This window comes from Streptomyces endophytica, from assembly GCF_026153355.1.
Lineage (GTDB): Bacteria > Actinomycetota > Actinomycetes > Streptomycetales > Streptomycetaceae > Streptomyces > Streptomyces endophytica.
On the sequence record NZ_CP110636.1, the window covers coordinates 5,657,229 to 5,684,083 of the forward strand.

A 26,855-nucleotide genomic window follows, 5' to 3' on the forward strand; every position below is an offset into this window, starting at 1 on the left:
CTAGTTGAGGCGGGTCTGGAGATAGCGGACGAGCGCGATCAGGGAATCCGCCGAAGAACGCTGGTCCCGCGCGTCACAGTTGACAACGGGCGTCTCAGGAAGCAGGTCCAGCGCCTCACGGATCTCGTCGACCGAATGCACGGGGGTCCCGTCGAAGCGGTTCACGGCGATGGCGTACGGGATTCCGTAGTGTTCCACCAGGTCCATGACAGGGAAGGACTCCTCAAGGCGCTCGGGTCCACCAGGACCAGCGCCCCGAGCGCCCCGCGCGTCATGTCTTCCCACACCTGAACGAAGCGCTGCTGCCCGGGCGTTCCGAACAGATACAGGACCAGCTGGTCGCTGAGAGTGAGCCGGCCGAAGTCCATGGCGACGGTCGTGGTGGTCTTGCCAGGCGCGCCCTTCGGGTCGTCAATTCCCTGGCCGGCCTGGGTCATTACCTCTTCGGTACGCAGCGGAGGAATCTCCGACATCGTCCCGATGAACGTGGTTTTCCCCACGGCGAAGTGGCCGACCACCAGGATCTTCGCCGCGGTCTGCACTGAATTGCGCAGGTACACGCCGTCATCCAAAGCGAGCCTGGAGCCCATTCAGCACCTCCTCAAGGATTTTCCGGTCGACAAGCTGGGCGCTGGGTACGGGCGCCCGGGAGCAGAGGTGGCCCTCGTGTACGAGGTCGGACACCAGAATCTTGACGACGCCCACCGGAAGCCGGGTGTGCCCGGCGATTTCGGCGATGGACAGGAAACCGCCCGAACAGAGGTCGAGCACGCCGAGCCGCTCCGGGTCGAGCGGCTTGGTGCGAGGCGGTTCCGGGTGCACGGTGACCAAGGTGATCAGCGAGAATTGCTGATCATCAAGGAGATCGCGGCCGTTGGTGATGACATACGGCCGTACTAATTCAGCTGCTTCCTGTTCCAGCTCCGGCTCGTCATCGGTCGTCATGGCTGGATATCGGCCCTCTCACGCGGCGGACTGGTCAGTGCCTTGCCGAGCTGGCCGACCAGCTGCTGCATGCGGAAGGTGATCTCCGCCATGTCGACGTCGGGTGATGCGGAAACCGCGAGATAGGCGCCTTCGCCGGCCGAGATGAGGAAAACCCAGCCGTGGTCGAATTCCACCAGCGTCTGGCGCCACTGCGGACGGACCGTGGGTGCGCCGCCGTTGCAGAAGTCGGCGACGGTGCGGCTCAGCGACTGCATTCCGCTCATGGCGGCGGCAACGGTGTCGGCGTGATCCCGGCCCACCTCCTTCGAACGGGCCATGAGGAGACCGTCGGCGGAGACGAGAATGGCATGCTGCGCTTCGGGCAATTCCAGAGCACTGTCAAGCATCCACGACAGATCGTAGTTCACTGAACCTCATGCCCTTCACTGCTTGCATTGGTGGATCGACGACCGGATCGGGTGCCGCGCTGGAATGCGCCCATTACGGATGCGGCCTGCGCGCTGTCCCGGGTCGGAGTCCGGTCGTTCTCGGCCTCGGCCGGCACGATGGATATCGCACCGCGGCGGCGGCGCTTGGGCAGCCCGCCGGCGGTGGTCTCCGGCTCCGCCGGTGCGGCGGCCGGGGCGGGCGGTGCGGCGGGGGCCGACGGGACCCGTCCGCGGTAGCCACGGGAGGCCACCTCAGCACTCTGACCTGGAGGGTTCTCGGGCGGCAACGGGGTCGACGCGGCCACGGCAGGGCTCTCCTCGGGCTCGTGCAGGGACGTGAGCAGATCGTCGGGGAGCAGGACGACCGCGCGCACGCCGCCGTACGGAGACGTTGAGTCGACCGAGACGCTGAAGCCGTACCGGGCGGCGAGCACACCGATGACGGTGAAACCGAACTGCGGCGGATTACCGAGGCTGGAGACGCTCGCGGAATTCTCGCTGGACAGCAGCCGGGCGGCCCGCGCCTTCTCCTCCTCGTTCATGCCGACACCCGCGTCGTCGACGACGATGCAGACGCCCTTGGGCACCGGGCGGATGTTGAGCTCGATGACCGTCTCGGGCGCCGAATAGCTGGTCGCGTTGTCCAGCAGTTCGGCGAGCACCAGCGCCACCGGTTCCACGGCACGGCTCACGATGCCGAAATGGCTCTGCGACCGGATTTCGACGCGCGTGAAGTGGCGAATACGCCCCTTCGCGCTGCGGACCACGTCGTAGAGCGAGGCGTCCTGGCGGCGCCGGCCGAGCCAGCCGTCACAGAGCACAGCGATGGACTGGGCCCGCCGCGCGAACTGCGAATTCATGTGGTCGATGTCGAGCAGATCCTGCAGGATCTTGTGCTCGCCATATGTCTCCTGCAGCTTGGAAATCGCCAGCTGCTGCTCACTCGCCAGACCCTGCAGGGTCCGCATGGCGGCCTTCAGGGTCGTCTTGGTGGCCTCTTCGGCCCGGTCCTTCGCTTCCTCCACGGCCTCCGCGTAGTGGTCCTCAAGATTCGCGTAGTGCTGCTTGAGTTCAACCTTCTCTTTTTTCAGCTCCGCGATCTTCATTCGTCCGCGAATAATCGCGGTTGCGGCGACAGGAGTGCCAGCGACCAATGCCCACAGCGCTGGATCCTGGAAGTATGGCGTCATAGGACTCTCTTCGGACGACGAAGCCACCAGATGTCGTATGCCTGACTGTGGTGCACAGAATCAGTCACCACCTCTGACATACGTGAACGGCCGCGCGCAGTCGCCTGCCAGAGAGCCATCAAAGGGCCGGCTAATGGCATCGTTCTCCCCGGGGGTGGCGATTTTCTTAGGCCAATGCGCGGATTTCTTTTCTTGCCATAGCAGGTGACTACCCCGTTGGCAAGTGCGATGATCTTAGCATCACGTCAACGTCCGCCGTACAACGGTGATGTGAACTGTTATCCACCTGAAGGAGATTCAACATTCGCCCACTTTGGGTCCATTGGGCGCCGTTGCCGGTCCCCGCGGCAACCCGGTCGGCCACTTCCTGACGAACCGCTAGCAGGTCACCGGCCCTTGCGGCCGTCGCGATCGCAACGAGCACACGCGCGAAGGATGGCGAGCCGGCGCGAACGCAACGGCCGTGAGCGCGGCGGGGGATGCGAGCCGGAGCACCCCAACTACGTTCCCGTCGTCACCCGGTGGCGTGCGGAGGGACGGCACTCAACGGTGCGGGGCGTCATGCACGTACGTGATCTCGTCACCCTGCACCCGGACGACGCGGACGGTCATGTCGCGGTCCGTGCCGCGCAGGTAGTGGGCGGTGCAGTGGGTCCGGGCTCCCTCGACCGCCCGGAGGTCCCGCGCGCAGTCGACCGAACGCGGGCCCCTGAGGATCACCGGCAGCGACAGATGGCCCGAGATGGAGCGGGCGACCTCGTCGCGCGGTACGGCATCCGTGACGCCGTTCACCTCGCTGGTCGCGTCCCGTTCCCCCAGCCACCGCTCACCGGCCGCGACGCTGCCCGCCAGCAGAGCCGTTCCGGCCAGCAGCAGGCCGGCCACTCGCAGATACCGCACGACTCTCCTTCCAGCGGGCACCCCGGCCCCCGGCCGCACCCGCGGCCGGGACACGCACCATTCTCACGGCCCGGCCGCGCGCGACAACACCGGGTCCCCTGCGGCCGGCCAGGAGACGGCCCCTCAGCCAAGGGGGCCGGGCGGGCGCCGGCCCGATCCGCGCGGAAGTCAGGCCGACGGCACGGGCCCCTGCATCTGCTCGCTGATCCAGTGCAGCGATTCGGGCATCCGCTGGATGTAGGTGTGCGCACTGTGCACACCGTCCGGTATTTCGAACAACGTCGAGTGGATCGACCCGCCCGTATAGTCCCTGATGAAGCGCTTCACATCAGGAACCGCGGCCTCCCTGCTGCCGAGTTCGAAGGCCAGATAGACCTCCGGCTGCCGGCTCGCGGCCAGCCGCCGCGCCAGATGGCGGGGGTCGTTGGCACGCATCTCCGCCGGATGCCCCCGCCACATCGGCGAATCGGGGGCGGTGTCCGGCCCGTTGACGATCGCCGCCTTGAACGTCCGCGGCTGCTTCAGCACCGCCTTGAGCGCCGCGAACCCCCCGGACGACGACCCCATGAAGGCCCAGCCGTCACGGCTCTCGTACGTACGGAAGTTGGCCCGCGCGAAGTCCGGCACGTCCTCGGTCAACCAGGTGCCCATCTTCGGCCGGCCCGGGATGTCGCTGCCGTCGTAGTACTTCCGCTCCGGGTTGAGCACCGGCATCACGACGATGAACGGAAGCGTCTTGCCCTCCCGCGACCACTCCGCGATCCGCTCCTCCAGCGCGAACGGCGCTCCCGCCCAGTAGTTGAAGGGATAGCCGTACGCACCCGGTAGCGCGATCAGCACCGGAAAGCCGCTCTTGGCGTACCGGGGCTCCTGGTACTGCGGCGGCACCCACGCCCAGATCTCGCCGGTGAACCCGGACTTCCGGCCGTGCCATGTCGTCTTGACGACCTGGGTACCGTCGTCCCCCGTCGTGCGGAAGGGCGTGAAGACCGAGCGCGGCCCACGCGGCGGCACCACCCGGGGCGCCCCGTTGTTCGCGTCCGCGGCACGGGCCGGTAACCGTGGAACCCCCGACGCGTCGACGGTGTCCACCCCACCGCCACAACCGGCCAGGACCCCCATGGCCACCACACTTGTCGCAGCGCTGAGTAACACGCGCTTCATCGGGACGATCTCCTCGGTCCAGGGCGCCGGCCGGGGGCGGTCACCTCGCCACCACGGCACACCACGGCACCCGTGAAAGACACCACCTTACGTTCGCCCGGCGAGCCCCCCGTTCCCGCCCCGCCCCGTATGACCTGCAGGTTCCCTCTTCCGCCCACAGGGGACGGCCCGCCACGTCAAAGCCACCGTCCCGGTTTCCCCCGTTCGGTAAGGCCGCTCCCCGTTTACCGGACGGTCGGTTCTGGCATCGTGGAGAGCTGGATCGCACGGGCGCGACCCGCCCGTGCCGTACCGAGCAAGGGCGCGACGCCGCGCCGTAGTTGGGATGACCGATGACCGCGTGGGCTGATCGCCCGCCCCTTCCCGGCGTAGTGGGACGGGCCGTTGAGCACCAGCAGCTGTCCGGACTGCTGGACACCGCTCCGCTGGTGACCCTCACCGGACCCGCCGGGGTGGGCAAGAGCGTGCTGGCCCGCGCCGTCCTGGAGGAGCACACCGCCCGGCACGACGGCACGGTGGTCCGGATCGGCTGCTGGGACGGACTGGCCGACGGGGGCGTCACCGACGCCCTGTTGCGCGCGGCGGGCCTCCCCGACGCCGCCGCCCGCCGCGAGACCGCCCGCGCCCTCGCCCACCGCACCGCACACCCCTGCGTCAGCAACAGGAGACGCGGGCGGGCGGGGCGGGCAGAGCTGCCGGACACCTCAACTCCCGCTGTGGCGGCGGGCGGTGCGGCCCTCGACGCGCTCACCGCGCACTGCCGGAAGCACCGCGTGACCCTGCTGCTGGACGACTGCGACCCGGTGCTCGACGAGTGCGCGCAACTGGTCCGCCGACTGCTGCGGGCCGACCCCGGACTGCGGATCATGGCGACCGCGCGCCGTCCGCTGGGGCTCCCCGAGGAGCGCATCGCGGCGATCGCACCGCTACCGGTGACGCTCGGCGAGGGCATCGCCGACCGGCCGTCGAGCTCCTCGCCATCCGTACCGGGCCCGCGGCACCCGAGCTTCTGGTGACGGTGTGTCAGGCACTGGAGGGCTCGCCCCTGGCGATCACCCTGGCCGCGCACCAACTCGACCGGATGTCGCTGCCACAACTCGCCGTCCAGGTGGGCGCGGACGGCGCACTGTTCTACTCGGGACCGGCGGCCACCGTACGGCACACCTCGCTCTACGCCGCGCACGCCGCCGGCTACGCGCTCTGCTCACCCACCGACCGCCGGGTCTGGGCCAGGCTCTCGGTCCTCCCCGGTGACTTCGACCCGTGGCTCGCCGGCTGCGTCTGCACCAGCAGTGACGTTCCTGCAGGGGCCGTCGACGGCGCGCTGGAGCGGCTGCGCGGGGCCTCGGTCGTCGAATGCGTACGGGACGCGGGCGGGGCGCATCCGGACACCGGGGTCGCGCTGCCGCCCCGTTACCGACTCCCGCGCGCCGCCCGCGACTTCGGACGGACCCAGCTGCGCGAGGCGGGCGAGGAGCCCGCGGCCCGGCACCGGTTCCGGCAGGCGTGCGCGGCCCTGGCCGCCGAGGCCCAGATCGCCTGGCAGGGGCCCAACCAACAGGTCGCGGTGCGTCTCGTCGAGGACGAACAGCACAACCTCGACGCGGCGCTGACCCATCCCCCACAGGACGCCGAGGACGCACTCGGTGCCCTGGAGATCGCGGTCTCCCTGTGGTTCCACTGGGCGGCCTGCGGCTACCGGCAAGAGGGGCGGGCCCATCTGGACCGGCTACTACTGCTCTCCCGCGACGACACCGCACTACGGGCCCGGGCGCTGTGGCTGGCCGGCTATCTGGCGGCGCAGGAACACGCCACCGCCACTGCGGAGCCCCTGCTCGACCAGGCATGGCGGGCGGCCGTGATGCACGGTGACTCCGACGGCCTGGCCCGGATCGCGCACGCCCACGGCGTACTCGCCCTGTACCGCCAGGACGCCGCGACGGCCGTGGCCTGTCTGGAGGAGGCCGCCCGGCACCACTCCCGGGACCCGTGGTTCGGCCCGGGCCCGGCACACAGCTGGGCGCTGCTCGCGATCGCCCTGGCACCGCACGACGCGGCACGCGCCACGACAGCGGCCCAGCGCGCCTGGGAGGCCCGGCACTCCGACGGCGACTTCTGGCTCTACTCGACGATCCTCTACGCCCGTGCCCTGGCCGCACGGGCCCACGGCGATCCGGCGGCGGCACTACGAGCCTGCCGCAAGGCCCTGGTGGCCAAGAAACTCGTCGGCGACCCCTCTTCATCACCGGCGCCCGACACCTGCTCTCCGGTCTGCGCCGCGCGGTACGCAGCGGCAGTCCGCCACCTGACGACGCGGCGGGCGAGCCGTGGTGGCAGCGCCGTCACTCCAAGGGGCGGGACCGGAACCCGGACGGAAACCACGGGAACCGGGGGCGCCGGGCCGGGGATTACGCGGGGTAAGCAGGTGAGCAGGGTGGGGAGCCGTGAGCGTAGTGAGAAGCGGTGAGCGTAGTGAGTAGTGGTGAGCCGTGACCATGCGACGCGCGCGCGGCAGATCGGGTGTCACGCCACCTGGTCGCATCTCGCCAGGGAGTCACGTTGGGTAAAGGCCCGATCGCTTTCGGGATGCGAAGGGGTAGCTCCGGTCACATCCTGGGGACATGAAGCGTGCCCCCGTGATCGTCCATCCGCCGTCCACCGGCGGCCGCCGTGTGACGCTCTACGGTCATGACCTGGGACGGGCGCTGCGCCCCGCTGACGTGGCCGCGAAACTGCGCCGGGCCGGCTTCTGCACCACCGAGTTCGTCTGGGACGACACCGGCGTCTTCGAATGGCGCGACGGCGGCCCCGACATCTGGCTGATGCCGTGAGGTCATCGCAAGGCTGCGCCTGATCAAAAGCCTTGAACGCGCAAAGAACAATCGAGTTGCCGAGGCAGACGGGATCCACGCGATCGACGAGATCGACCGGATCGCCCATGAGACCGCCCCGCCGCCGTCGGCCAACCGTGGCGCCCCATCGGTCGACCGCCGCATCGCCGCGGATCAGTCGCTCAAACGCTCCGCCACTCGACCACTCAGTCACTCAGTCACTCAGTCACTCAGTCACTCAGTCACTCAGTCGACCGTAGCGGCAACCCGCGTCTCTTCCGCCTCGCGGGCCGCGGCAGCCTTCTTCGCCCGGAACTTCATGAGCAGGAACGAGCCGATGCCGAACAGCACGGCCGCCACCAGGCCCCACGTCGAGAACCGCTTGAGCCACGGCTCGGCGACCATGCCCACGGTGTAGATCAGCGCGGTCGTACCGCCGGCCCAGATGATGCCGCCGAGCACGTTGGCGATCAGGAACTTCCAGTACGGCATCTTCAGCACACCGGCGAGCGGGCCGGCGAAGATGCGCAGCAGCGCGATGAAGCGACCGAAGAAGACCGCCCACATGCCCCACTTGTCGAACTTCGACTCCGCCATCGCGACGTGGTCGGGACCGAAGTGCTTGGGGAACTTCCGGCCGGCCCACTGCAACAGGGGCTGACCGCCCTTGCGGCCGATCAGATAGCCGATGGAGTCGCCGACGATCGCGCCGACGGAGGCGCAGGCACCCAGTACGAACGGATCGATGTGGTCCTGGGTCGCGGCGAGGATCGCCGCGCTGACCAGGACGATCTCACCGGGCAGCGGAATGCCCAGGCTCTCCAGGCCGATGACCACCCCCACCAGGAGATAGACGCTCACGGCCGGTACGGTCTCGAGCCACTCCTGGATGTGCACCGCCGGTTCCTCCGCTGTCTAGGGCCCCGTGGGCCTGGCCCCGAGTCCATGACACCGGTGCCGGTCGATCCCCTGACGCGCCGCAGGGCGCCCGGGCAGCGTACTCGATCGCGCCGTCCGGGGGCCGAATCCACCTGCGGTCAGCGACATCCGGCGCGACGCACCAAGGGGGAAGACGTGCGGCGCCGCACCGACATCCATGCGACACCCACGAAGGAATGCGGCGCACCGGGCCCGGCCCCGTGAATCAGGGTGAATCAGCGCGAGCCCCGTGAAGAAGAAAGAAAGAAACGGGTACCCGGTGCCCACGAAGGACGGAACGGGTACCCGTGAAGCGCGAAGCGGGATCAGCTGCGCGGAGCGGAATCAGCTATTCGGCCGCAGGGTCCACACGATGCTCATCTCGCCCGTGACCGCGCCGTCCTCGCGCGATATGGCCACGTTGACGGGGAACTCCGGGCGCCCGCCGGCGTCGAGCTCGGCGATCACCTCGGCCACCGGCCGGCCCAGCTCAGCGGTCGCGGTCACCGGCCCCATGGCGAGCTTCTTGTAGCCGATCTCCGCACGTACGGCCAGCGGCACGGCCCGGCCGAGCTGACTGCCGAACGCCGCCATCACGATGGCCCCGCTGGCGGACTCGGCGAGGGTGAACATCGCTCCGGCGTGCGGCCCGCCCACGTGGTTGTGGAAGTCGGACTGGTCGGGCATGCGGACCACGGCGCGCTCGGCGCTGGTCTCGGTGAACTCGAGGTTCAGCGTACGGACCATCGGCACGGAGGCCGCCATCATTTCGCCGATCGACGGCAGGGTCTCAGAGGACATACGGCGATGTTACCTAGCGGTAGCTTAGTTGTGAAGGCCCCGCTCAGGCCCACACCCACTCCCACGATCAGCACTCCAAGAAGAACCCACGCACACACCGCCACAGCACCCCTCGAGCCCGCCTCCCCCGGCGAGGGCGCACCCGCCTCCCCTGACACCCCTCACCCAGCCCCAGCCCTCACCCCCCACCCATCCTCGTCATTCCCGCCCCCTCCGCCCCACCTCCCGCCATATCGTTGACGCCCATGCGGCCAGGACGACCACACAACGCGAGGACGCGCCCCAGCTGGGCGGGACGCAACTACCTGCTCCTCACCGGAGCCACGGTGATCGCGAGCCTCGGCAGCTCAGGCGCCCTGATCGCCACCGCCTTCGCGGTCCTCGCCGCCGGCGGCTCCGCCACCGACGTAGGACTGGTCGCGGCCGCCCGCACCATCCCCCTCGTCCTCTTCCTGCTGATCGGCGGCGCGGTCGCCGACCGACTCCCCCGCCATCACGTCATGGTCGCCGCGAACGCCCTCAGCTGCGTCTCCCAGGGCCTGTTCGCGTGGCTCGTCCTGACCGGAGAGCCACGCCTGTGGCAGATGGCCGTACTGGCCGCGCTCGGCGGCACCGGGCAAGCCTTCTTCGCCCCGGCCTCCGAGGGCATGCTGCTCGCCAGCGTCTCCGGGGAACAGGCGGGCCGCGCGTTCGCGGTGTTCCGGATGGGCATGAGCGGCGCGAACATCGGCGGCGCGGCGCTCGGCGGTGCACTGGTCGCCGCGGTGGGCCCCGGCTGGGTGCTGGCCGTCGACTCCGCCGCGTTCGCCCTGGCCGGGGCACTGCGCGCCTTCCTCGACGTCCGCGGCATCCCCGAACGGGCCGCGGGCGGCGGAATCCTCCACGACCTGCGGGACGGCTGGCGCGAGGTGATCTCGCGACCGTGGTTGTGGGCGGTGGTGGTGCAGTTCTCCATCGTCAACGCGGTGGTGTCGGCAGCCGAGGCGGTGTACGGACCGCTGGTCGCCGAAGATCATCTGGGCGGCCCGGGCCCGTGGGGCCTGGCGCTGGCCGCCTTCGGCGCGGGCACGGCGATCGGCGCCCTCCTCATGACCCGCATCAAACCGCGCCGCCTCCTCCTGGCCGGCACACTGTGCGTCTTCCCGCTCGCCCTCCCGTCCGCCGCACTCGCCATCCCGCTGCCGGCCCCCGGCCTCACGACCCTCATGTTCGGCACCGGCATCGCGATCGAGGTCTTCTCGGTGACGTGGATGATGGCCCTGCACCAGGAGATCCCCGAGGAGAAGTTCTCCCGGGTCTCCTCCTACGACTGGCTGGGCTCGGTTTCCATGATCCCCTCGCCACCGCCCTCGCCGGCCCCGTCCAGGACCTCATAGGCCGCACCGCAGCCCTCTGGTCCTGCTCAGCCCTGATCGCCCTCCTCACCGCCGCGGTCCTCTGCGTCCCCGACATCCGCCACCTCACCCGCCGCAACCCCGCACCCCTCTCACCTTCCTCACCTCCCCCCTCCCCCGCCGTCACCGAAAGTGATAAAATCACGGGAACAAATAACGCTCAGTAATCGTTGCCGGAGATAAGAGGAGGCGCACACGGCCCGGCCAGCAAGGCAAAGGAGGCACACAGGACCCCACCCCAATACCCCATGGACCGATCCACGAGGTCCACCAGGCCTCAGGCAGCGACGGGCCGACCGCCAACGCCGCCAACCGCCCCTCGCCCCCCGTGCCCCGCCCCCAGCCCCTGCCCCTGCCCCTGCCCCTGCCCCTGCCCCTCAACCAACGAGTCCGCTGCCCCTCTCCACCTCCGCGTCGCCGCTAGCCGACGCTGAAGGCACCAGTCGGCGGCACCGGGGACGCCACCGCCTCGGCATCCCGTACGGGTAGCGCGTCCGCGATCAGCCGCCGGAGCGCCGTACCGTGCTCGACCCGCGCAGGGAAGGCGTCCGCGGCTGCGCGCCGGGCCAGCGGCGCAATCGGAAGCTCCGCCTGCGAGGCGAGCAGGACGGCGTTGCCGAACCGGCGACCGCGGAGCACAGAGGGCTCAGCGATGAGCGCCAGGTGGTCGAAGACCGTGGCGAAGTTGGCGAGTTGGCCGCGGAGGAAGTCGAAGGGGGCACTGTCGGCGAGATTCGCGAGGTAGTGGCCGTCCGGCCGCAGCACCCGGCCGGCAGACCGTGCGTACTCAACCGAGGTGAGATGCGCCGGCACCCGCGAGCCGCCGAAGACGTCGGCCACGATCACATCGACACTCGCTTCGGGCGCCTCCTCCAGCGCCGCGCGGGCGTCCTGGGCGCGTACGGCGATACCGCTGTCGCCGGGGAGCGGTAGGGCTTCCGTCACCAGGGCGAGCAGGCCTCGGTCGGCTTCGATGACGTTCTGGCGGGAGTGCGGACGGGTGGCGGCCAGATAGCGGGGCAGGGTCATGGCCCCGCCTCCGAGGTGCAGCACATCGAGCGGCTGCCCGGGGGCGGCGAGCTCGTCCAGGACGTGAGCGAGGCGACGCACGTACTCGAATTCCAGGTGTGTGGGCGCGTCCAGGTCGACATACGACTGCGGGGCGCCGTCCACGGTCAGCAGCCAGGCGCGCGGCCGGTCCACGTCCGGCAGCAACTTTGCGGTGCCGTGATCCACGGACCGGGTGACGGGTATGGGCTCGGGTGCTTCGTCCACCGTTCTTTCGTCCACCGTTCCATTGTGCCGGGCAGGTGGTTTGTGCCTGAAGGGCCGGCGGGTTGCCGTGCCGCGCCCCGTACTCGCAGAGCAGAGGGGTCTGGAGTACGGGGCGCGGTTTTCGGGCGTCGGGTCAGGTGGTGACGGTGCGGATCGTGCCGGCGCCGATGGTGCGGCCGCCCTCGCGGATGGCGAAGCCGAGGCCGGGCTCCAAGGGGACGTCGCGGCCCAGCTCGACCGTGACCGTCACGGTCTCACCGGGGCGCGCGATGCCGCGCTCGCCGAGGTCGACGTTGCCGACCACGTCCGCGGTGCGGATGTAGAACTGCGGGCGGTAGCCGGTGGAGATCGGCGTGCGGCGGCCGCCCTCCTCGGTGGAGAGCACGTACACCTCCGCGGTGAAACGGTGCCGGGGTGTGACGCTGCCGGGTGCGGCGACCACGTGGCCGCGGCGTACCTGGTCACGGTGCGTCCCGCGGAGCAGCAGTGCGACGTTGTCCCGGCCTCGGCGGATTCCATCGGCTTGCCGAAGGTCTCCAGGCCGGTGACCGTGGTCTCGGTGTCCGCGCCGAGCACGGCGACCCGGTCGCCGACCCGTACGCTGCCGCGCTCGATGGCTCCCGTGACGACCGTGCCGCGTCCGGTGATGGTGAGGACGTTCTCCACGGGAAGCAGGAACGGCGCGTCGACATAGCGTTCGGGCATCGGAACGTAGGTGTCGACGGCGTCGAGCAGCGCCTCGATGGCCTCGGTCCAGCGCGGGTCGCCTTCGAGGGCGCGCAGGCCGGAGACGCGCACGACGGGTACGTGCTCGCCGTCGTAGCCGTGCGCGCTCAGCAGCTCGCGGACCTCCAGCTCCACCAGGTCGGTGAGTTCCGGGTCGCCGGCGTCGGCCTTGTTGAGGGCGACGACGATGTGGCGTACACCGACCTGTTTGGCGAGGAGTACGTGCTCGGCGGTTTGCGGCATGATCCCGTCGACGGCGGAGACGACCAGGATCGCGCCGTCGAGTTGGGCCGCGCCGGTGACCATGTTCTTGATGAAGTCGGCGTGGCCGGGCATGTCGACGTGGGCGTAGTGGCGGGTGCCGGTCTCGTACTCGACGTGCGAGATGTTGATGGTGATGCCGCGGGCGGCCTCTTCCGGGGCGCGGTCGATCCGGTCGAGCGGCACGAAGGTGCCGGTGCCGCGGTCGCTGAGGACCTTGGTGATGGCCGCGGTGAGGGTGGTCTTGCCGTGGTCGACGTGGCCCATGGTGCCGATGTTCAGGTGCGGCTTGGTGCGCACGTATGCCGTCTTGGGCATGGTTTTCTTCCTCGCAAGGATGCGGTGAGAACGGCGACTTGGCGCCGTGGGGACCCCTGGGCCTGGCCGACCCTCCCCTGCGGGGTCCGCCGGACGATCCGGAGAGGGTCAGCTTCGTGCGCCGTCGAAGGCGGCAGCGGTGGCCAGGGCGGTTGCTGCGGCGATGGCCTTGGTGGGCATCGGGGCAGTGGCCCGGGTGGGTGTGGCGGCGAGGAAGTCGGCGGCAGCCTTCGGCGCGTCCGCGACTGCGGACGTGAGCGACAGGAAGGCGTACCGGGACATGGGTCATATGGTGCCGGGCGGGCGTCGCGGCGTCGAACGATTTATCAACTGCCGGTCGGCTACGTGCCGGTCGGTTAGGTGGCCGTCGGTTACGCTCCCGGGGTGTTCGCCCCTGCCGCGTCTGGCCGCGGTTTCGCCGCCCGCTGTGCTCGTGTGGTGTGTTCTCCGTGGTTGCGGCTGGTGTTGTTGTGTGTCCTGTTGGCCGGTGGCGCGGCGGCGATGCTGCACTGGGAGCCGCAGCATCTTTTGTCGGGTGGCTGGCCGGCGCAGTTGTCCGGGGCGACCGCGATGGTGGCGTTCGCGGTGGCGTACGGCCTGTGCACCACCGTTTTTGTTCCGCGGCCGGTGCTGAATCTCGCTGCGGGTGCGCTGTTCGGCAGTGTGGCGGGGCTGGCGGCGGCGCTCGCCGGTACGGTGCTGGGGGCCGGCCTGGCGTTCGGTCTGGGGCGGCTGCTGGGCCAGGAGGCGTTGCGGCCGTTGTTGCGGGCGCGCTGGCTGGTGGCGGCCGACCGGCAGCTGAGTGAGCACGGCTTCCGCTCGATGCTGGCGGTCCGGCTGTTCCCCGGGCTGCCGTTCTGCGCGGCCAACTACTGTGCTGCGGTTTCTCGTATGGGCTGGTGCCCTTTTCTGTTCGCCACGGCGCTCGGCAGCCTGCCGAATACGGCGGCTTATGCGGTGGCCGGTGCCCGGGCGGCGACCCCGTCGTCGCCCGTGTTCCTGTTGGCGACGGCTTTTCTCGCGCTCAGTGCTTTGGGAGCGCTGGTGGTGGCGTGGCGCAAGCGGGAGGCGTGGGGCGGGCGCTGAAGCAGCAGGGTGAGCACCGTTTGTGCGTGGCGCTCACCGCTCTCAGTGGAGTAGGGGATGAAGTGGGCGCGGGAGTGGGACCTGGGCCGGGAGTGGGACGGGTGCCGGCCCGGGCGGGTGGCGGGGGCCGGCCGGTGTCGCGGGGTTCGGGTCGTCGTACGGGAAACAACGTCGGGGGCGGGGAACTGGTCGGGCCGACCGTGGCCGGGCAGTGGCGCCTGGTAGGGAAGGGGGCCGGTGACGGTAACTGGTCGAAACAGGTCGTAACTGATCAAGAACTCAGGTGGTATTGGGTCCACGGTTGAGGGGCTTGTGTGGGGTCCTCGTGAGTGGGGGCGAGGGTGCCCCAGGGGGCGAGGGCGTTGTCCCATTCGGAAGCGAGGGCGGCGGTGACGTCGGGGACGGATTCCGTCGATGGCATCGTGCCCGTTTGCCAGGCGGTGGCCATGTGGTGTGCGGGAGGGGCGGCGTTCCAGGCGGCCGTTTGTTGTGCGGGGATGGTGTATTCGCCTTCATGGACGTCGCCGGGGCCTCGGCGGTGGCGTCCCGCATGGGTTTCCGTCGGCCCCGGGTAGAACCGCCCCTGGGCGGAGAGCTGTTGGGCACGGGTAACCAGGCGGGTGAGGTCGAGTCCGAATTCGGCGGCGAGTTCGCGGAGGTCGACGCCGGTCTGCCAGCTGCCGATGAGGACCGCGTCCATGGCAGGGGACCAATTCTGGTCGGATGGCCCTGACGCGGTGCCGGTGCCGGTGCCGGCTTCGCGGGTGTGGCCGGTGGTGCGGGGCGCGGCGGCGGGGTTGTGGTGGGAGTAATCGGCAGAGTTGTCGGGGGCCGGTGGGGTCTCTTCCGGTTCGCGGGTCGGTGTGGTGTGGACGGCTGCGGCGAGCAGTTCCTCGGCGACGGCCCGGGCGTCGTCCTTGCCCACCGTGCGCCGGGCGATGCGCACTTCCCGCTCGTTGAGTCCGAAAAGTCCGGCCACTGCGCCGGTGCTGCCTACTGTGACCGCGAATGCCGCCAGAACTCGTGAGCGGTCGGCCTGGGCCTCGTCAAGTCTGGCCTGCGCCTCCCGCACGCGTTCGTCCCCAGGCAAAATGCCTCCGCCAGCACGGCGTTGCGGTCCCACAACTCTCTAGGATCCATACCCGTTCAACGCATCTTGTGCAGAGGTGTCCCGACCTGCCGCGGCAAAGCACCCCAAAGCACCCATCGAACCACCAGATGAAAATCACTCTGCATGGACCGGAGCGGAGAGCCGCGGAACGCACCGGATGGCGTAATGCCTGGCCACGCGGTCGGGTTCGCGCACAGCGTGGATTGTCAGTGGGTTGGCCTAGTGTCGTGATCAGTGAGATTTTCATCGCGGGCGGCGCGGCCGCATGGTGCGTTGTTCCCCGCAAGGCGTCGCTCTGTGCGCTGCGTCGTTCGCGGTGATCGTATTCAGGTGATCGTATTCGGGGGGACACATGCGGGGTCGTTTTTCGCTGAGGGGCTCGAAGGCGGTACGAGTCGTCGACAGGCGGCAGGGTGCGGTGAAGGGCGAGCGTCGCAAGACCGTGGTGGAGCGGTTCCGGCGGTTGGGGGTGCGCGTGCTGGATCTCGATGTGTGGGTCGGGGCCGTTGAGCGCCTGGTGACGTTCCGTGAGCGTGGTCAGGGGCCCCGGGGGCCGCTGGACGTGGCCATACGCTTCTCCGGGTTCAACGAACCGGTCACCGCTTAGGCGCGGCCTGCCGTCGACACGGAGGACGTGGGGCGGACGCTGCGGGGGCTCAGGAAGCCGGAGGGGCAGCGGCTGGGCCAGGGGATCGCTCCGTGGTGTGGGGCAGAGGTTCGTCGAGGTGGGGCAGCCCGATCGGGTTGGGGAAGGGCAGCACGTCCGCGGCGAGGACGCGGCGGACGGCGGCGTCCAGGGCGTGCAGCAGCGCTTCGGTCTCCGTTTCGGGCAGCGCGTGCAGCATGCGGCCGGCCAGCCGGTCGGTGGCGTTCTCGATGCGTTCGCGTTCTCGCAGGCCGTGCTCGGTGGCGTGGCCGTCCGCGTCGACGAGGCCTCGGGAGCACAGCCGGTCCGTGGCCGCGGCCCATTCCTCCTCGCTCCAGCCCCGGTCCTCCTGGATGGTGTCCTTGGGGACGCGGCCGGAGGCGGCGGCCAGGACGAGGGCTTCGCAGCCGTCGAGTCCCTCGTCGGCGAGTACGGCGAGATGCGCATCGCCGCGGAACTCGCGCAGGGCGGTGACCAGTTGCCAGAGCCGTTCGACGGGGTCGGCGTGGTCGCAGAGTGCGCGGTTGGCGGCGAAGAGGGGGCGTGCGGTGGCCGGTGCCTCGTCGACGAGCGTCTGGAGAGGGGGCAGGAGGTCGGTGGTGCGCTGTTCCAACTCGGGGTCGATCCTGCGCAGGGCCTGGGCGGCGCGGCTGCCGCGTTCCTCGAGGATGTGCGCCGGACCGGCCACGCTCCAGGCGGCGGGCAGCGCCCGGGCCACCATTCCGGGCGCGAAGACACCCAGTACGGCCGTGGCGGCAGCGGGTTCCACGGCACCCAGCGGAGCGGTACGGGAGGCGAAATAGCCCATCCAGAAGCCCTTGAGGCCAAGGTCCTTGCCCAGGGCACGGCACTTCTCGTCGAAATAGCAGACCGCGTGCAGGGGCTCGGTCACCAGCCAAAGCGATCGCGCGTGCAGCTCCATGCCCCGCACGCTACCGCCGCAGAGGAACGGGCGCAGCGTGTGGCGTGCAATGTGCGGCGCGCAACGTGTGGGCGGCAACGTTGTGGGCGTTGGGCTTCCACTTCCGCGCGATGTGGTGCAGCTGGTGCTTCCCAGGTGATCGCGTGCACTTCAGCGTCATCTACGAGCGTGCCACCGGCTCCACCCGTCGGGCCGGGATCGTGGGCGTATTGGCCCGGGCCGCGCTGCCTCGACCGGCCGGTGTGCGTCCTGAGCAGCGCGACGACGTGCTCGGGCGTGACGTGCTCCGACGTGACGTTCTCGGACGTGACGTGCTCCGACGTGACGTTCTCGGACGTGACGTTTTCGGGCGGTGAGGGTTGGCGTACACGGTGCAGGCCCTGGGGTGGGCGGTGGTGGTCCTGGTGTCAGGGGGTGGGGCGGTCGGTTGCACCGAAGCCGGATTGCCAGGTCCACAGGTGGGTGCAGTTGGGGCACTGCAGATGGAGCACGCTGCCCTTGTTGGAGAGGAGGTAGCGCCAGTGGTCCGTGCACGTGCGGCCGTCGAGGCAGGTTCCGCAGTCCTGGTGGTCCTCGCAGCGGGGGCACGGGATCCAGGCGCGGCGGCCGATGTCGGCGGTGGGGTCGAGCGGCAGCATGCTCAGCCCTGCTCGGAGGCCGGCAGCACGTTGGCCGCGACCAGCATGTCGTAGGTGGCCTGCTGGTCGGCGTCCAGGTCCGAGTAGAGGAGACGGTGGGCGGCTGCCTCGTCCTCCATCACCGTGAGGGGGTCCCAGGTGTCGCCCAGGGCGGCGACGACTTCGGCCCGCCGCCGGGCTTCGTGGGTGGTGAGGTCGAATTCGAAGATCTCGGACGGCTCGGTTATGTGGTCGTCCGTGGTGTTGCGGTCATTCATGGTGCGCGTCCATACCACTTGCGGATGATTCGGACGTGTCTATCAAGTGGGGCGGCACTGAGGAAGCGTCAGGGAGGAGGGGAGGGGTTTATGGGGTGATTTGGGATCATATTCAGGGCATGTTGAGGGCCACGTCAGCGGGTCTGCCGGTGGGGGCGGCGAGGAGTTTGGAGAGGGCTTGGGGAAGGCTTGGGGAGGGCTTGGGGAGTGAGGGGGTTGGTGGGGGGCGATGACGAGGTCGGCGTGGTGCCGGTGAAGGGGCGTGCGTGCCTGGTGGGTGCCGTTCGGGCCGTTGGTGGTGGGCGTGAGCGCGGGCTCATGGGCCGGCTGGCAGGGGTGCGGGGCGGCGTCGTACGGCGACGGCCGCGGCGTCGTCGCCCAGCTTGCCGCGGGTGTGAGCCAGCAGGTCCGCTCGCAGGAGCCGTAGAAGCTGGTGCGGGCTGCAGCCGCTCCAGGCGCCGGCGCGCTCGGCGAGAGGGTAGAAGGCGCCCTGGGCGTCCCGGGCCTCGGTCACGCCGTCCGTGTAGAGGAGCAGGAGATCACCCGGCTCGAACGGGAAGATCTCGACCTCGTAGGCGGGGGCGCCAGGCAGGCCGCCCAGGCCGATGGGCAGCGCCGGCCGCTCGGGGTGGAGGGTGAGGGCCGCCCCGTCGCGTAGGAGCAGGGCGGGGGGATGGCCGCAGGTGATGGTGTGGAGTACGGGCGCGCGGTCGGGGATGTCCAGCAGTGCGACGGTGGCGAACGTCTCTTCGGGGTCGGGGAGGACCCGCCCCGATTCGGGGCCTGGACCGTCGGCTGGTGCGAAGTCGGGGATGGGGCTGGCGACGAGCTCTGGCCCGGGTGTGGAGGCGGGCGTCGCAGCGGGAGCAGGAGTGAGGACAGGGGCAGGAGCGGGGGCGGGGGCGAGGGCGGAACCAGGGGGCGGGGCGGGGGCGGGAGGGGCAGGGGTGGCGCCTGGTGCGAGGGCCTTCCCTGATGCAGGGGCCTCCCCGGGAGCGGGGGCCTCCCCGGCGGCAGGGGCCTGCCCGAGGGCGGGGGTGTGAGCTGGGGCGGAGTCGAGGCCGTGAAGCGGGGTGGACTCGGGAGCGCGAGGCGGGGCGGAGCCGGGGACGTGAGGCGGGGCGGAGCCGGGAGCCTGACGCGGGGCGGAGCCGGAAGTCTGAGACGGCGCGGAGCGGGGAGCCTGACGCGAGGCGGAGCCGGGGACGTGAGACGGCGCGGAGCGGGGAGCCTGAGCCGGGGCAGAACCAGGAGCCTGACGCGAGGCGGAGCCGGGAGCCTGAGACGGCGCGGAGCCGGACACGTGAGACGGGGCGGAGCCGGGAGCCTGAGCCGGGGCAGAACCAGGAGCCTGACGCGAGGCGGAGCCGGGAGCCTGAGACGGCGCGGAGCGGGGAGCCTGACGCGAGGCGGAGCCGGGAGCCTGAGACGGCGCGGAGCGGGGAGCCTGACGCGAGGCGGAGCCGGGAGCCTGAGACGGGGCGGAGCCGGGGACGTGAGACGGGGCGGAGCCGGGAGCCTGAAGCGAGGCAGAGCCGGGAGCCTGAGACGGCGCGGAGCCGGACACGTGAGACGGGGCGGAGTCGGGGACGTGAGGCGGGGCGGAGCCGGACACGTGAGACGGGGCGGAGCTGGGAGCCTGGCGCGAGGCGGAGCCGGACACGTGAGGCGGGGTGTGGTTGGGGGTGTGAGGCGGGGTGTGGTTGGGGGTGTGAGGCGGGCTGGGGGTGGGGCCGGGGTCTGCGGGGTGGGTGGTTGGGGGTGGGGGGTAGGGGGTGGGCCTGGCGGTGGGCGGCCGTTCTGCTCCCTGGGGGGCGGCTGTGGGGGTGGTGGACCACTGGCTGCTGTCCCAGCGGACGGCTCCGTCGAGGTGGCGGGCGAGGTTGGGGAGGGTGGCCTGGCGGTGGGCGGCGGCTCGGAAGGCGCCGAGGAGGAGGGCGGCGTGACCGTATGCGGGCAGGCCCTTGCCGCGGACGTCGCCGATGATCAGCCGGGTACTGGTGAGGGTGCGTGCCGCGGCGAAGAGGTCGCCGCCCATTTCCGCCTCCTCCTCGGCCGGCAGGTACAGCGAGGCGATCTCCAGTGGGCCGCTGCGTCCGGGCAGCGGACGCAGCAGGACCTGCTGGGCCACCGCGGCGACCGAGCGGCTCTTGATCAGGCGGCGCTCATTGCGGTCCCGGATGGCGGCGAAGAGGACGACCAGTGCGGAGACCACCACCAGCGCGGCGATCTGCGCCTGAAGGTTCTCCGTGAAGAGGACCTGGCGCGCCACGCCGATGAACACCTGGGCGGCGACCGCGAGCGCCCCGATCGCGGCCGTCAGGCGGGGGCCGGCGAAAGCTGCGGTGATTGCGGGGGCCGCGACCAGGAGGGGCCCGAGGTGGATACGGGGCGGCGAGAGGAGGTCGATCGTGCAGACGGCCGCGATGAGGCAGATCGGGAGCAGCACCAGCAGATGACGCAGTTCCCGTCGTTCCCGTAGGGGCGTCAGCCGTCGAGAGGGCATGCCTCATGTTTGCACTGACACGAGGGGAATGCCCGGGTTGTTCCCGAATGTATGATCCGTGGGCTTGCGGGGGGGGCGGTCTCAGTCGGCGCGGTTGGCCGCCTCCTGGCGCAGGGCGGTGAGGAGGAGGTCGAGGGCGGGTTCGACGGCGGAGCCTGCCATGAGGGGGAGGTGGTCGCGTACGCGGTGCAGGCTGGGGAAATCATCGGCGGGCAGGGTGCCGTAGTCGGCGTGCCAGGCGCGTTCGTCCGCCGCGCGCTGGGCGGGGGCCAGCAGCAGTACGCCGGCGTCCAGCGCGGCGTGGCCGAGGACCGTGTCGACGAGGGCGTGGTAGTGCCGGACCGCGGTCGGCTCGTCGAAGCCGGCCTGGAGCAGCAGGCCGACGCCGGTGTCGACGGCCCGTTGCTCATGTGGCCGGCCGGTGACGCGGAGGGTGCTGAAGACGGCGATCTGCGGATGGCGCAGTGCGGAGCGGTAGGCGCGCAGGCCGAAGTCGCGCAGGTCGGTGACCCAGTCGCCGCTGGGCGTGAAGCCGGCCATGGATTCGCCGATGAGCCGGTCGGCCAGGGCGAGCAGCAGATCCTCGGTGTTGCGGAAGTAGCGGTAGACGGCGGAGGGATCGGCACCGAGTGCGGCGCCCAGTTTGCGTACCGTGAACGCCTGCGCACCGTGCGCGTCGATCAGCCGGCATGCGGTGTCGACGATGAGGTCGGCCGACAGCACCACGCCCGAGCTGGTCGGCCGGCGCCGTTTGCGCTCGGTCGGGACGCGGACGCGTTCACTGTTCGGCACGCTTTCGCCGTTCGGCACGTGTTCACCGTTCGGCCCGCGTTCGCCGTTCGACACGCGTTCACCGTTCGGCCCGCGTTCGCCGCTTGGCACGCGTTCACTGTCTGGCACGCCGAACCTCTTTCTGTGCTCCGTAGCGATCCGCCGCTCCCCGGGGACCCTCCGCCCCGTTGAGGCCCGGTGCTCCGCCGGAAACCCGCCGCCGGGGCCCGGCCCGCCACGGCCACGGCCACGGCCACGGCCCGATGCCTGCCCCTCCCGCGGCATCCCAACCGTTGCGGCGGCTCCCCGTCATCGGCGAACACCTGGCCGAGGTCTTCGTCCAAGTCCCTGTCGAGCAAGTCCTTGTCGAGCGAGGCCTTGTCGAGCGAGGCCAGTCCCTGTCGAGCGGGTCCCTGTCGAGCCGGGCAGTTGGGGTTCGCCCTGCCATGCCCGGGGGCCGACCGGGGCCCAGTTAATCACCAACCCTCACCCAGGTTACGTCAACACCGTTGACACAAGCTGGCGAGGCCTGTTTCATCGGCGGACATCAGCGCCCTCGCGGCCCGCAGCCGGCGACCCGTACCGGCCCTCTCCCTCCCCTGGACGCGCTCCGCCCCTCCCCGCTTCTCCCCCTCCCTCCCCTCCAAGGAGTCGATGCCATGTCCTCCGCAACGCCGCAGGAATCCGAGAACCGCGCGGGCATGCGCCGCGCGCTGGGGGTGAAGGACGGGGTGGCGATCGCCGCGTCCAGTACCGCGGCCACCACCAGCATCGGTATCGGGATGGGCTCGTTGGCCGCGTACGCCGGGCGGCAGACGCCCGCGCTGTTGTTGCTGGCGTGTCTGCCCATCCTCGGCATCGCGCTCTCCTACGCCCGGCTCAACCGCACCGAGCCCAACTGCGGCAGCGGCTACACCTGGGTCGGCCGGTCGATCGGCCCCTGGCCCGGGTTTCTCACCGGGTGGGTGGTGCTGGTCGGCAACGTGGTCTTCATGGCGTACACGGGCGCGGTGACCGGGTCCGTGGTGCTGCAGTTCCTCAACAAGCTGGGCTGGCACAGCGTGTGGGGGCTGCGGCTGGATCCCGGCTCGACCGGTATCAGTACCGCCGTGGGGCTCGTCGCGCTGGTCGCCGTCACCGTGACCGCCATCACGGGCGTGCGCGCGGCGACCCGGCTGCAGATGTGGCTGCTGATCTTCGAGTACGCGGTGCTGCTGGTCTTCTGCGGCTATGCCCTGGTCGTCGGGGACCAGCCGTTCTCGCTGTCCTGGCTGAACCCGTTCGACATCGGCTCACCCCAGGCGCTGGCGCAGGGGATGGTGCTCGCGGTGTTCATCTACTGGGGCTGGGACGCGGCGTTCAGCGTCAACGAGGAGACCCGCAGCGCCTCGGACGCGGCCCGCGGCGGGCTGATCGCCCTGGTGGTGATGGCGGGCCTGTTCCTCGTCGGCGCGGTCGCCTTCCAGCGGGTGATGAGCACCGGCGAGCTCGTCCACAACGGCCCGCAGGCGCTCACCTTCCTCGGCGGCAAACTGGCGCCGGAGCCCTGGGCCTCGCTGCCGTTGGCGGCGCTGATGTGTTCCGCCTTCGCCTCCCTGCAGTCGAGCGTCATCCCGACCGCCCGCGGCGCGCTGGCGATGGCGCGCGACCGGACGCTCGGCCCGGTGTGGCAGCGGGTGCACCCGCGTTACGGGTCGCCGGCGCTCGGCACGCTCCTCATCATGGCGATCGCCGCGCTGATCGCCGTCCTCGCCGTCGGCATCCCCAGCTCAACGACATGATCCTCACCGCGGTGAATTCGATCGGTCTCACGGTGGCCCTCTATTACGGGCTCACCGCGCTCGCCTGCGCGGTGCGCTTCCGCGACAGCCTGCGCCAGGGTGCGGTCCGCGCGCTGCGGGACGTGGTCGTGCCCGCGGCGAGTGCGCTGGTGCTGTTCGGGCTGGGCGGCTACCTCGTCTGGGACTACGCGACGATGAGCGACCACTTCGCGATGAGCCCGGACAACGGCTGGTTCATGCTGGCCCTGCCGGCCGCCTTCATCCTGCTGGGGCTGGCGGCCGCGGCCTGGGCCAAGTGGGTGCGGCGCGCACCGTACTTCCGTACCGGCAGGGGGACGGACGCGGATGCGCTGACGTTGCCGATGGACGGGGACACGGACGAGGACGGGAGCGGGGGCGGGCCCATCACCTTGGCCTCGACGCCTCCCCCTTGCCCTCGCCGTCCGATGGCTGACGACCGGAGCGACATCAACGATCAGCAACTCACCGGCAAAAAGCGACCACACGAGCAATCCCCATGAGTAATCCACACCACCAGCCAACACCTCCCACCCGCCACCGCCACCACCACCAACGAATCCGGAGTAACCGCAAGATGGCCCCCCACACCTCAACAACCCCCTCTTCCTCCCCTCCTCCCCCGCCGACCTCGTCTTCCTCTCCGGGCCCGTGCACACCGTTGACGCCGCGCGCAGCCGGGCCGGTGCGGTGGCCGTGCGCGGGGAGCGGATCGTCGCCGTCGGGTACGACGCGGACGTGCGGGAGTTGATCGGTCCGGGAACGGAGGTGGTCGACCTCCACGGCAAGTTGCTGATCCCCGGGTTCCAGGACGCGCACGTCCACCCGGTGGGCGGCGGAATGGAGTTGGCGCAGTGCGATCTGAGCGCCGCGGAGACCGCGGACGCGTACCGGGAGTTGATCGGCTCGTACGCGGCCGCGCATCCGCAGGCGCCGTGGATCACCGGCGGCGGCTGGTCCCTGGAGGCGTTCCCGGGCGGGATGCCCACCCGCCAGTTCCTGGACGCCCTCGTGCCGGATCGGCCGGTGTTCCTCGTCAACCGTGATCACCACGGTGGCTGGGCCAACTCCCGTGCCCTGGAACGCGCCGGGCTCACCGCCGGGACGCCGGACCCGTCCGACGGCCGGATCGAGCGGGAGGCCGACGGGCAGCCGTCCGGCATGCTGCAGGAGGGGGCCATGCGGCTGGTCGCCGACCTGGTCCCGGAGCCGACGCGCGCCGAGCAGACCGCCGGGCTGCTGAGGGCACAGCGTCTGCTGCACAGTTACGGGGTGACCGCCTGGCAGGACGCGATGCTGGGCCGCGCCCCCGGCCTCGTCGACGCCGCCCCCGCGTATGTGGCCGCCCGGGACGAGGGCCGGCTGACCGGGCGGGTGACCGGGGCGCTGTGGTGGGACCGGGCCCGTGGCGCCGAGCAGATTCCTGAACTCGTCGCCAGGCGGGAGGAGTTGACGGGCGGGCGGTTGCGGGCGACGAGCGTGAAGATCATGCAGGACGGGATCGCGGAGAACCATACGGCGGCCATGCTCAGCCCCTACCTCACCGCGTGCGGCTGTGCCTCCGACAACAGCGGGATCTCGTTCATCGACCCCGAGGAGCTGCGGAGGTACGTCACGCTGCTGGACGCGGAGGGGTTCCAGGTGCACTTCCACGCCCTGGGCGACCGGGCCGTGCGGGAGGCGCTCGATGCGGTCGAGGCGGCCCGGCGGGCGAACGGCTGGCGCGACACCCGGCCGCATCTCGCGCATCTCCAGGTCGTCCACCCCGATGACGTGCCGCGTTTCCGCCGGCTCGGGGCGACGGCGAACATCCAGGCGCTGTGGGCCGCGCACGAGCCGCAGATGGACGAGCTGACGATTCCCTTCCTGGGGGCGCAACGGGCGTCGTGGCAGTACCCGTTCGGCGATCTGCTGCGGGCGGGGGCCACGCTCGCGGCGGGCAGTGACTGGCCGGTCAGCTCGCCCGATCCGCTCGCCGCGCTGCATGTGGCGGTGAACCGCCGTACCCCGGACGCGCCGCCCTCGGCGCCGGTCTTCCTGCCGGAGCAGCGGCTCGACCTGGGGTCGGCGCTGGCCGCCTACACGGCCGGCAGTGCGTACGCCAACCACCTCGACGAGACCGGCAGCATCCAGCCGGGGAAGCTGGCCGACCTGGTCGTCCTGGACCGGGACCCGTTCGACGGGCCGCCGGAGGAAATCGCCGCGACCCGGGTGCTGGAGACGTTCGTCGGGGGCGGCGGGTGTATGCGGCCGAGGGCGCCTGAGGCATGAGCGGCTTCCCGGCTTGGTGGTTCCTCCACACCAACGCCCCTTTCCCGGGCGCCGTTTCGGAGGACGTGCGGATGGTTCCGGATGGTGGGCCTCCGGTCTACTGAGGGAGGTCTGCGGACGGGGGGAACATGGGCAGGGGTGCGGGGCCGGCGCGATCCGGCGTGCCGTGGGCGGAAGCGGGGGCGGCGTGACGGCCCCGCGTTCCGGGTCGGTGTTCGCCGGGGTGCGGGCGGTGGTGGAGATCGCCGGGGTGGGTTTGCCGGTGCTCTCGTTCCTGGCGCGGTTGCCGGCCGCGCTGTGTCCGATCGGCACGCTGCTGATGCTCACCGAGACGGACGGCATCGGCCGGGCCGGGGTCGTGGCGGGGATGCTGTGGCTCGGGCAGGCGGTGGGCGGGACGCCGGTCGGGCGGCTGGCCGACCGGCGGGGGCACCGGCCGGTGATCCTGGTGGCCTCGCTCGTCAACGCGGGTGTGATCGTGGCGCTGGTGGGGGCCGTGCTCGCCGGTCTGCCGGTGGTGGTGCAGGCCGTGCTCGCGGGACTGGTCGGGGCGACGATGCCGCAGGTGGGGCCGCTGTCGCGGACGCGCTGGAGCGTGCTGACGGCGTCCGTGGCGGCGGGCCCCGGGGGGCCTGGGCGCGCCGTGGCCCGTCCGGCAGGCCCCGACGGGAAGGAGTTGACCGGGCGTGCGCTGTCCCTGGATACGACGATCGACGAGGTCAGCTTCATGGCGGGGCCGGCGCTGGCGGGCACCGTCGTGGTCCTGTTCCACCCCGCGGCGGGCCTCCTGCTGGCGGCCGTGCTCGGTGCCGTGTGCGGGGTGCTGTTCGCGGTGCATCCGACCGCTCCGGGACCGGTGCGCGGCGGACGGCTGGCGGCCGTCGGGGTGCCGCTGGTGTCGCCCGGGCTGATCGTGCTGTGGGTGATGGCGCTGGGGCAGGGGTTGATCTGGGGCGGGGCGAACGCCGGTGTCAGCGCGCTGAGCAAGGAGCTGGGCGATGCGGGGATGGCCGGTTTCGTGTGGGGCGGGATGGCGGTGACGAGTGCGCTGGCCGGGCTGGTGACGACGGCGTTGCCGGTGCGGCGGGATCTGACGGTCCGGCTGCGGTGGGCGATCGTGGCGCAGGCGCTGCTGGTGTTGCCGCTGCTGGCGGTGGCCGGGTTCGTCGGGGCGTCGCTGGTGATCGCGGGGATCGGGGTGGCGGTGGCGCCGCATCTGATCGCGGTGTTCGGGCTCGGGGAGCGCATCGCGCCGGCCGCGCGGATGGGTGAGGCGATGGCGCTGCTGGGGTCCGGGCTGATCATCGGGCAGTGCGCCGCGGCGGTGGCGGCCGGGCCGCTGGCCGAGGGGTACGGGTACCGGGCGGCGTTCGGGCTGAGCTGCGGGGCGGGGCTGGCGGCGTGTGCGGTGGCCTTGCTGCTCGTGCGGGGGCGTCGGTTCGGTCCGTGGTCCGACGGGGCCGTGGCCGTTTCCCCGGCTGCGCCGGAGGTGGAGCCGGGGCCCACCGGCCACTCCGCGTAACACTTGCCGTGCGGCACACTCACCCTCAACTCGCCCTCGGTGAAAGCAGGTTGGCGGCAGCCGGTGCCCGTCTTCACCGTGCGCTCCCTTGACGCCTCCGTTTCTCAGGCTTTAACTCACTGCGGAAGTCAAGCCTTGAGGCCGTTCAGGAACTGAACATGGCCGGCCCTCG

Annotated in this window: 22 protein-coding genes and 5 pseudogenes; 10 read left to right on the forward strand and 17 right to left on the reverse strand. The window is 70.9% G+C overall.

All coding sequences use genetic code 11. From position 1 onward, the window contains the following. From OJ254_RS25290 to OJ254_RS25315, 6 genes and pseudogenes are all read right to left on the reverse strand, one after another. Positions 1 to 590 (reverse strand): annotated as a pseudogene (locus OJ254_RS25290) (GTP-binding protein). Further along, complete coding sequence (locus OJ254_RS25295) at positions 565 to 945, reverse strand: DUF742 domain-containing protein (RefSeq protein ID WP_265364212.1); 381 nt, start codon at positions 943 to 945, stop codon at positions 565 to 567. The pseudogene OJ254_RS25290 and the gene OJ254_RS25295 overlap by 26 nt, the downstream one beginning before the upstream one ends. Then, positions 942 to 1,355, reverse strand: a complete 414-nt coding sequence (locus tag OJ254_RS25300) for a roadblock/LC7 domain-containing protein (protein WP_261954355.1) — start codon at positions 1,353 to 1,355, stop codon at positions 942 to 944. Before OJ254_RS25300 ends, OJ254_RS25295 begins: the two co-directional genes overlap by 4 nt. Further along, positions 1,352 to 2,566 (reverse strand): ATP-binding protein, encoded by a 1,215-nt coding sequence (locus OJ254_RS25305; protein ID WP_265364213.1) that lies wholly within the window; start codon positions 2,564 to 2,566, stop codon positions 1,352 to 1,354. Before OJ254_RS25305 ends, OJ254_RS25300 begins: the two co-directional genes overlap by 4 nt. 543 nt (positions 2,567 to 3,109) lie before the next feature. After that, positions 3,110 to 3,466: a DUF4333 domain-containing protein gene (locus OJ254_RS25310; RefSeq protein ID WP_265364214.1), complete on the reverse strand. Its 357-nt coding sequence runs from the start codon at positions 3,464 to 3,466 to the stop codon at positions 3,110 to 3,112. A 168-nt stretch (positions 3,467 to 3,634) separates the two neighbouring features. Further along, complete coding sequence (locus OJ254_RS25315) at positions 3,635 to 4,630, reverse strand: alpha/beta hydrolase (RefSeq protein WP_265364215.1); 996 nt, start codon at positions 4,628 to 4,630, stop codon at positions 3,635 to 3,637. A gap of 371 nt (positions 4,631 to 5,001) precedes the next feature. Here OJ254_RS25315 and OJ254_RS25320 point away from each other — a divergent pair, with 371 nt between their 5' ends. The 3 genes from OJ254_RS25320 (at position 5,002) to OJ254_RS25330 (ending at position 7,461) form a co-directional block, all read left to right on the forward strand. Then, entirely contained in the window at positions 5,002 to 5,646 is a 645-nt protein-coding gene (locus tag OJ254_RS25320) for an AAA family ATPase (RefSeq protein WP_265364216.1), read from the forward strand. Next, on the forward strand, positions 5,643 to 7,097 hold the full coding sequence (locus OJ254_RS25325; protein WP_265364217.1) for a hypothetical protein: 1,455 nt from the start codon (positions 5,643 to 5,645) through the stop codon (positions 7,095 to 7,097). Before OJ254_RS25320 ends, OJ254_RS25325 begins: the two co-directional genes overlap by 4 nt. A gap of 154 nt (positions 7,098 to 7,251) precedes the next feature. After that, a complete protein-coding gene (locus OJ254_RS25330; RefSeq protein ID WP_265364218.1) occupies positions 7,252 to 7,461 on the forward strand; it encodes a hypothetical protein in 210 nt (69 codons plus the stop codon). A 246-nt stretch (positions 7,462 to 7,707) separates the two neighbouring features. Here the strand turns inward: OJ254_RS25330 and OJ254_RS25335 are convergent, their stop codons facing one another. Together OJ254_RS25335 and OJ254_RS25340 are read right to left on the reverse strand one after the other, a co-directional pair. Next, positions 7,708 to 8,358 carry a DedA family protein gene (locus tag OJ254_RS25335; protein WP_261954361.1) on the reverse strand — a complete coding sequence of 217 codons (651 nt, stop codon included), beginning with the start codon at positions 8,356 to 8,358 and terminating at the stop codon, positions 7,708 to 7,710. A 366-nt stretch (positions 8,359 to 8,724) separates the two neighbouring features. Continuing rightward, complete coding sequence (locus OJ254_RS25340) at positions 8,725 to 9,180, reverse strand: DUF4442 domain-containing protein (RefSeq protein ID WP_261954362.1); 456 nt, start codon at positions 9,178 to 9,180, stop codon at positions 8,725 to 8,727. Between the two features lie 245 nt (positions 9,181 to 9,425). Here OJ254_RS25340 and OJ254_RS25345 point away from each other — a divergent pair. Continuing rightward, positions 9,426 to 10,741 (forward strand): annotated as a pseudogene (locus tag OJ254_RS25345) (MFS transporter). A 253-nt stretch (positions 10,742 to 10,994) separates the two neighbouring features. On the opposite strand, the gene OJ254_RS25350 reads toward OJ254_RS25345, so the two are convergent. The 3 genes and pseudogenes from OJ254_RS25350 to OJ254_RS25360 form a co-directional block, all read right to left on the reverse strand. Continuing rightward, a complete protein-coding gene (locus OJ254_RS25350) occupies positions 10,995 to 11,864 on the reverse strand; it encodes a spermidine synthase (RefSeq protein ID WP_265364219.1) in 870 nt (289 codons plus the stop codon). 118 nt (positions 11,865 to 11,982) lie between these two features. Next, positions 11,983 to 13,154: pseudogene (gene tuf, locus OJ254_RS25355) on the reverse strand (elongation factor Tu). Between the two features lie 108 nt (positions 13,155 to 13,262). Beyond that, positions 13,263 to 13,436: a hypothetical protein gene (locus tag OJ254_RS25360; RefSeq protein WP_265364220.1), complete on the reverse strand. Its 174-nt coding sequence runs from the start codon at positions 13,434 to 13,436 to the stop codon at positions 13,263 to 13,265. 78 nt (positions 13,437 to 13,514) lie between these two features. On the opposite strand from OJ254_RS25360, the gene OJ254_RS25365 reads away from it, so the two are divergent. Continuing rightward, entirely contained in the window at positions 13,515 to 14,240 is a 726-nt protein-coding gene (locus tag OJ254_RS25365) for a TVP38/TMEM64 family protein (protein ID WP_423835952.1), read from the forward strand. Between the two features lie 271 nt (positions 14,241 to 14,511). On the opposite strand, the gene OJ254_RS25370 is transcribed toward OJ254_RS25365, so the two are convergent. After that, on the reverse strand, positions 14,512 to 15,312 hold the full coding sequence (locus OJ254_RS25370) for a hypothetical protein (RefSeq protein ID WP_265364222.1): 801 nt from the start codon (positions 15,310 to 15,312) through the stop codon (positions 14,512 to 14,514). 457 nt (positions 15,313 to 15,769) lie between these two features. Here OJ254_RS25370 and OJ254_RS25375 point away from each other — a divergent pair, with 457 nt between their 5' ends. Further along, positions 15,770 to 15,958, forward strand: coding sequence for a hypothetical protein (locus tag OJ254_RS25375; protein ID WP_265364223.1), 189 nt, complete (start codon positions 15,770 to 15,772; stop codon positions 15,956 to 15,958). Between the two features lie 49 nt (positions 15,959 to 16,007). Here the strand turns inward: OJ254_RS25375 and OJ254_RS25380 are convergent, their stop codons facing one another. From OJ254_RS25380 to OJ254_RS25395, 4 genes are all read right to left on the reverse strand, one after another. Then, complete coding sequence (locus OJ254_RS25380; protein WP_423835953.1) at positions 16,008 to 16,919, reverse strand: SCO6745 family protein; 912 nt, start codon at positions 16,917 to 16,919, stop codon at positions 16,008 to 16,010. A 407-nt stretch (positions 16,920 to 17,326) separates the two neighbouring features. Further along, positions 17,327 to 17,557, reverse strand: coding sequence for a hypothetical protein (locus OJ254_RS25385; RefSeq protein WP_265364225.1), 231 nt, complete (start codon positions 17,555 to 17,557; stop codon positions 17,327 to 17,329). 2 nt (positions 17,558 to 17,559) lie between these two features. Next, a complete protein-coding gene (locus OJ254_RS25390) occupies positions 17,560 to 17,814 on the reverse strand; it encodes a DUF6400 family protein (RefSeq protein WP_265364226.1) in 255 nt (84 codons plus the stop codon). Positions 17,815 to 18,130: 316 nt separating this feature from the next. Further along, a complete protein-coding gene (locus OJ254_RS25395) occupies positions 18,131 to 19,804 on the reverse strand; it encodes a PP2C family protein-serine/threonine phosphatase (protein WP_423836039.1) in 1,674 nt (557 codons plus the stop codon). On the opposite strand from OJ254_RS25395, the gene OJ254_RS31775 reads away from it, so the two are divergent. Continuing rightward, the gene (locus OJ254_RS31775) at positions 19,718 to 20,296 is read left to right on the forward strand and encodes a hypothetical protein (RefSeq protein WP_423836052.1); all 579 of its coding nucleotides are present in this window, start codon (positions 19,718 to 19,720) and stop codon (positions 20,294 to 20,296) included. The two genes, OJ254_RS25395 and OJ254_RS31775, sit on opposite strands and share 87 nt — an antisense overlap. Before the next feature lie 105 nt (positions 20,297 to 20,401). On the opposite strand, the gene OJ254_RS25405 is transcribed toward OJ254_RS31775, so the two are convergent. Next, positions 20,402 to 21,130 (reverse strand): TetR/AcrR family transcriptional regulator, encoded by a 729-nt coding sequence (locus OJ254_RS25405; RefSeq protein WP_265364227.1) that lies wholly within the window; start codon positions 21,128 to 21,130, stop codon positions 20,402 to 20,404. A 620-nt stretch (positions 21,131 to 21,750) separates the two neighbouring features. Here OJ254_RS25405 and OJ254_RS25410 point away from each other — a divergent pair. From OJ254_RS25410 to OJ254_RS25420, 3 genes and pseudogenes are all read left to right on the forward strand, one after another. After that, positions 21,751 to 23,240: pseudogene (locus OJ254_RS25410) on the forward strand (APC family permease); the annotation flags it as partial. A 301-nt stretch (positions 23,241 to 23,541) separates the two neighbouring features. After that, positions 23,542 to 25,154, forward strand: a pseudogene (locus OJ254_RS25415) (amidohydrolase). A gap of 194 nt (positions 25,155 to 25,348) precedes the next feature. After that, on the forward strand, positions 25,349 to 26,683 hold the full coding sequence (locus OJ254_RS25420; RefSeq protein WP_265364228.1) for an MFS transporter: 1,335 nt from the start codon (positions 25,349 to 25,351) through the stop codon (positions 26,681 to 26,683). Positions 26,684 to 26,855 lie beyond the last annotated feature (172 nt).

Bases quoted from the DNA above. Each gene is read 5' to 3' on its own strand.
- OJ254_RS25295 (WP_265364212.1), bottom strand. From the start codon at position 945: ATGACGACCGATGACGAGCCGGAGCTGGAACAGGAAGCAGCTGAATTA.
- OJ254_RS25305 (WP_265364213.1), bottom strand. From the start codon at position 2,566: ATGACGCCATACTTCCAGGATCCAGCGCTGTGGGCATTGGTCGCTGGC.
- OJ254_RS25315 (WP_265364215.1), bottom strand. From the start codon at position 4,630: ATGAAGCGCGTGTTACTCAGCGCTGCGACAAGTGTGGTGGCCATGGGG.
- OJ254_RS25330 (WP_265364218.1), top strand. From the start codon at position 7,252: ATGAAGCGTGCCCCCGTGATCGTCCATCCGCCGTCCACCGGCGGCCGC.
- OJ254_RS25340 (WP_261954362.1), bottom strand. From the start codon at position 9,180: ATGTCCTCTGAGACCCTGCCGTCGATCGGCGAAATGATGGCGGCCTCC.
- OJ254_RS25360 (WP_265364220.1), bottom strand. From the start codon at position 13,436: ATGTCCCGGTACGCCTTCCTGTCGCTCACGTCCGCAGTCGCGGACGCG.
- OJ254_RS25380 (WP_423835953.1), bottom strand. From the start codon at position 16,919: ATGGAGCTGCACGCGCGATCGCTTTGGCTGGTGACCGAGCCCCTGCAC.
- OJ254_RS25385 (WP_265364225.1), bottom strand. From the start codon at position 17,557: ATGCTGCCGCTCGACCCCACCGCCGACATCGGCCGCCGCGCCTGGATC.
- OJ254_RS25390 (WP_265364226.1), bottom strand. From the start codon at position 17,814: ATGAATGACCGCAACACCACGGACGACCACATAACCGAGCCGTCCGAG.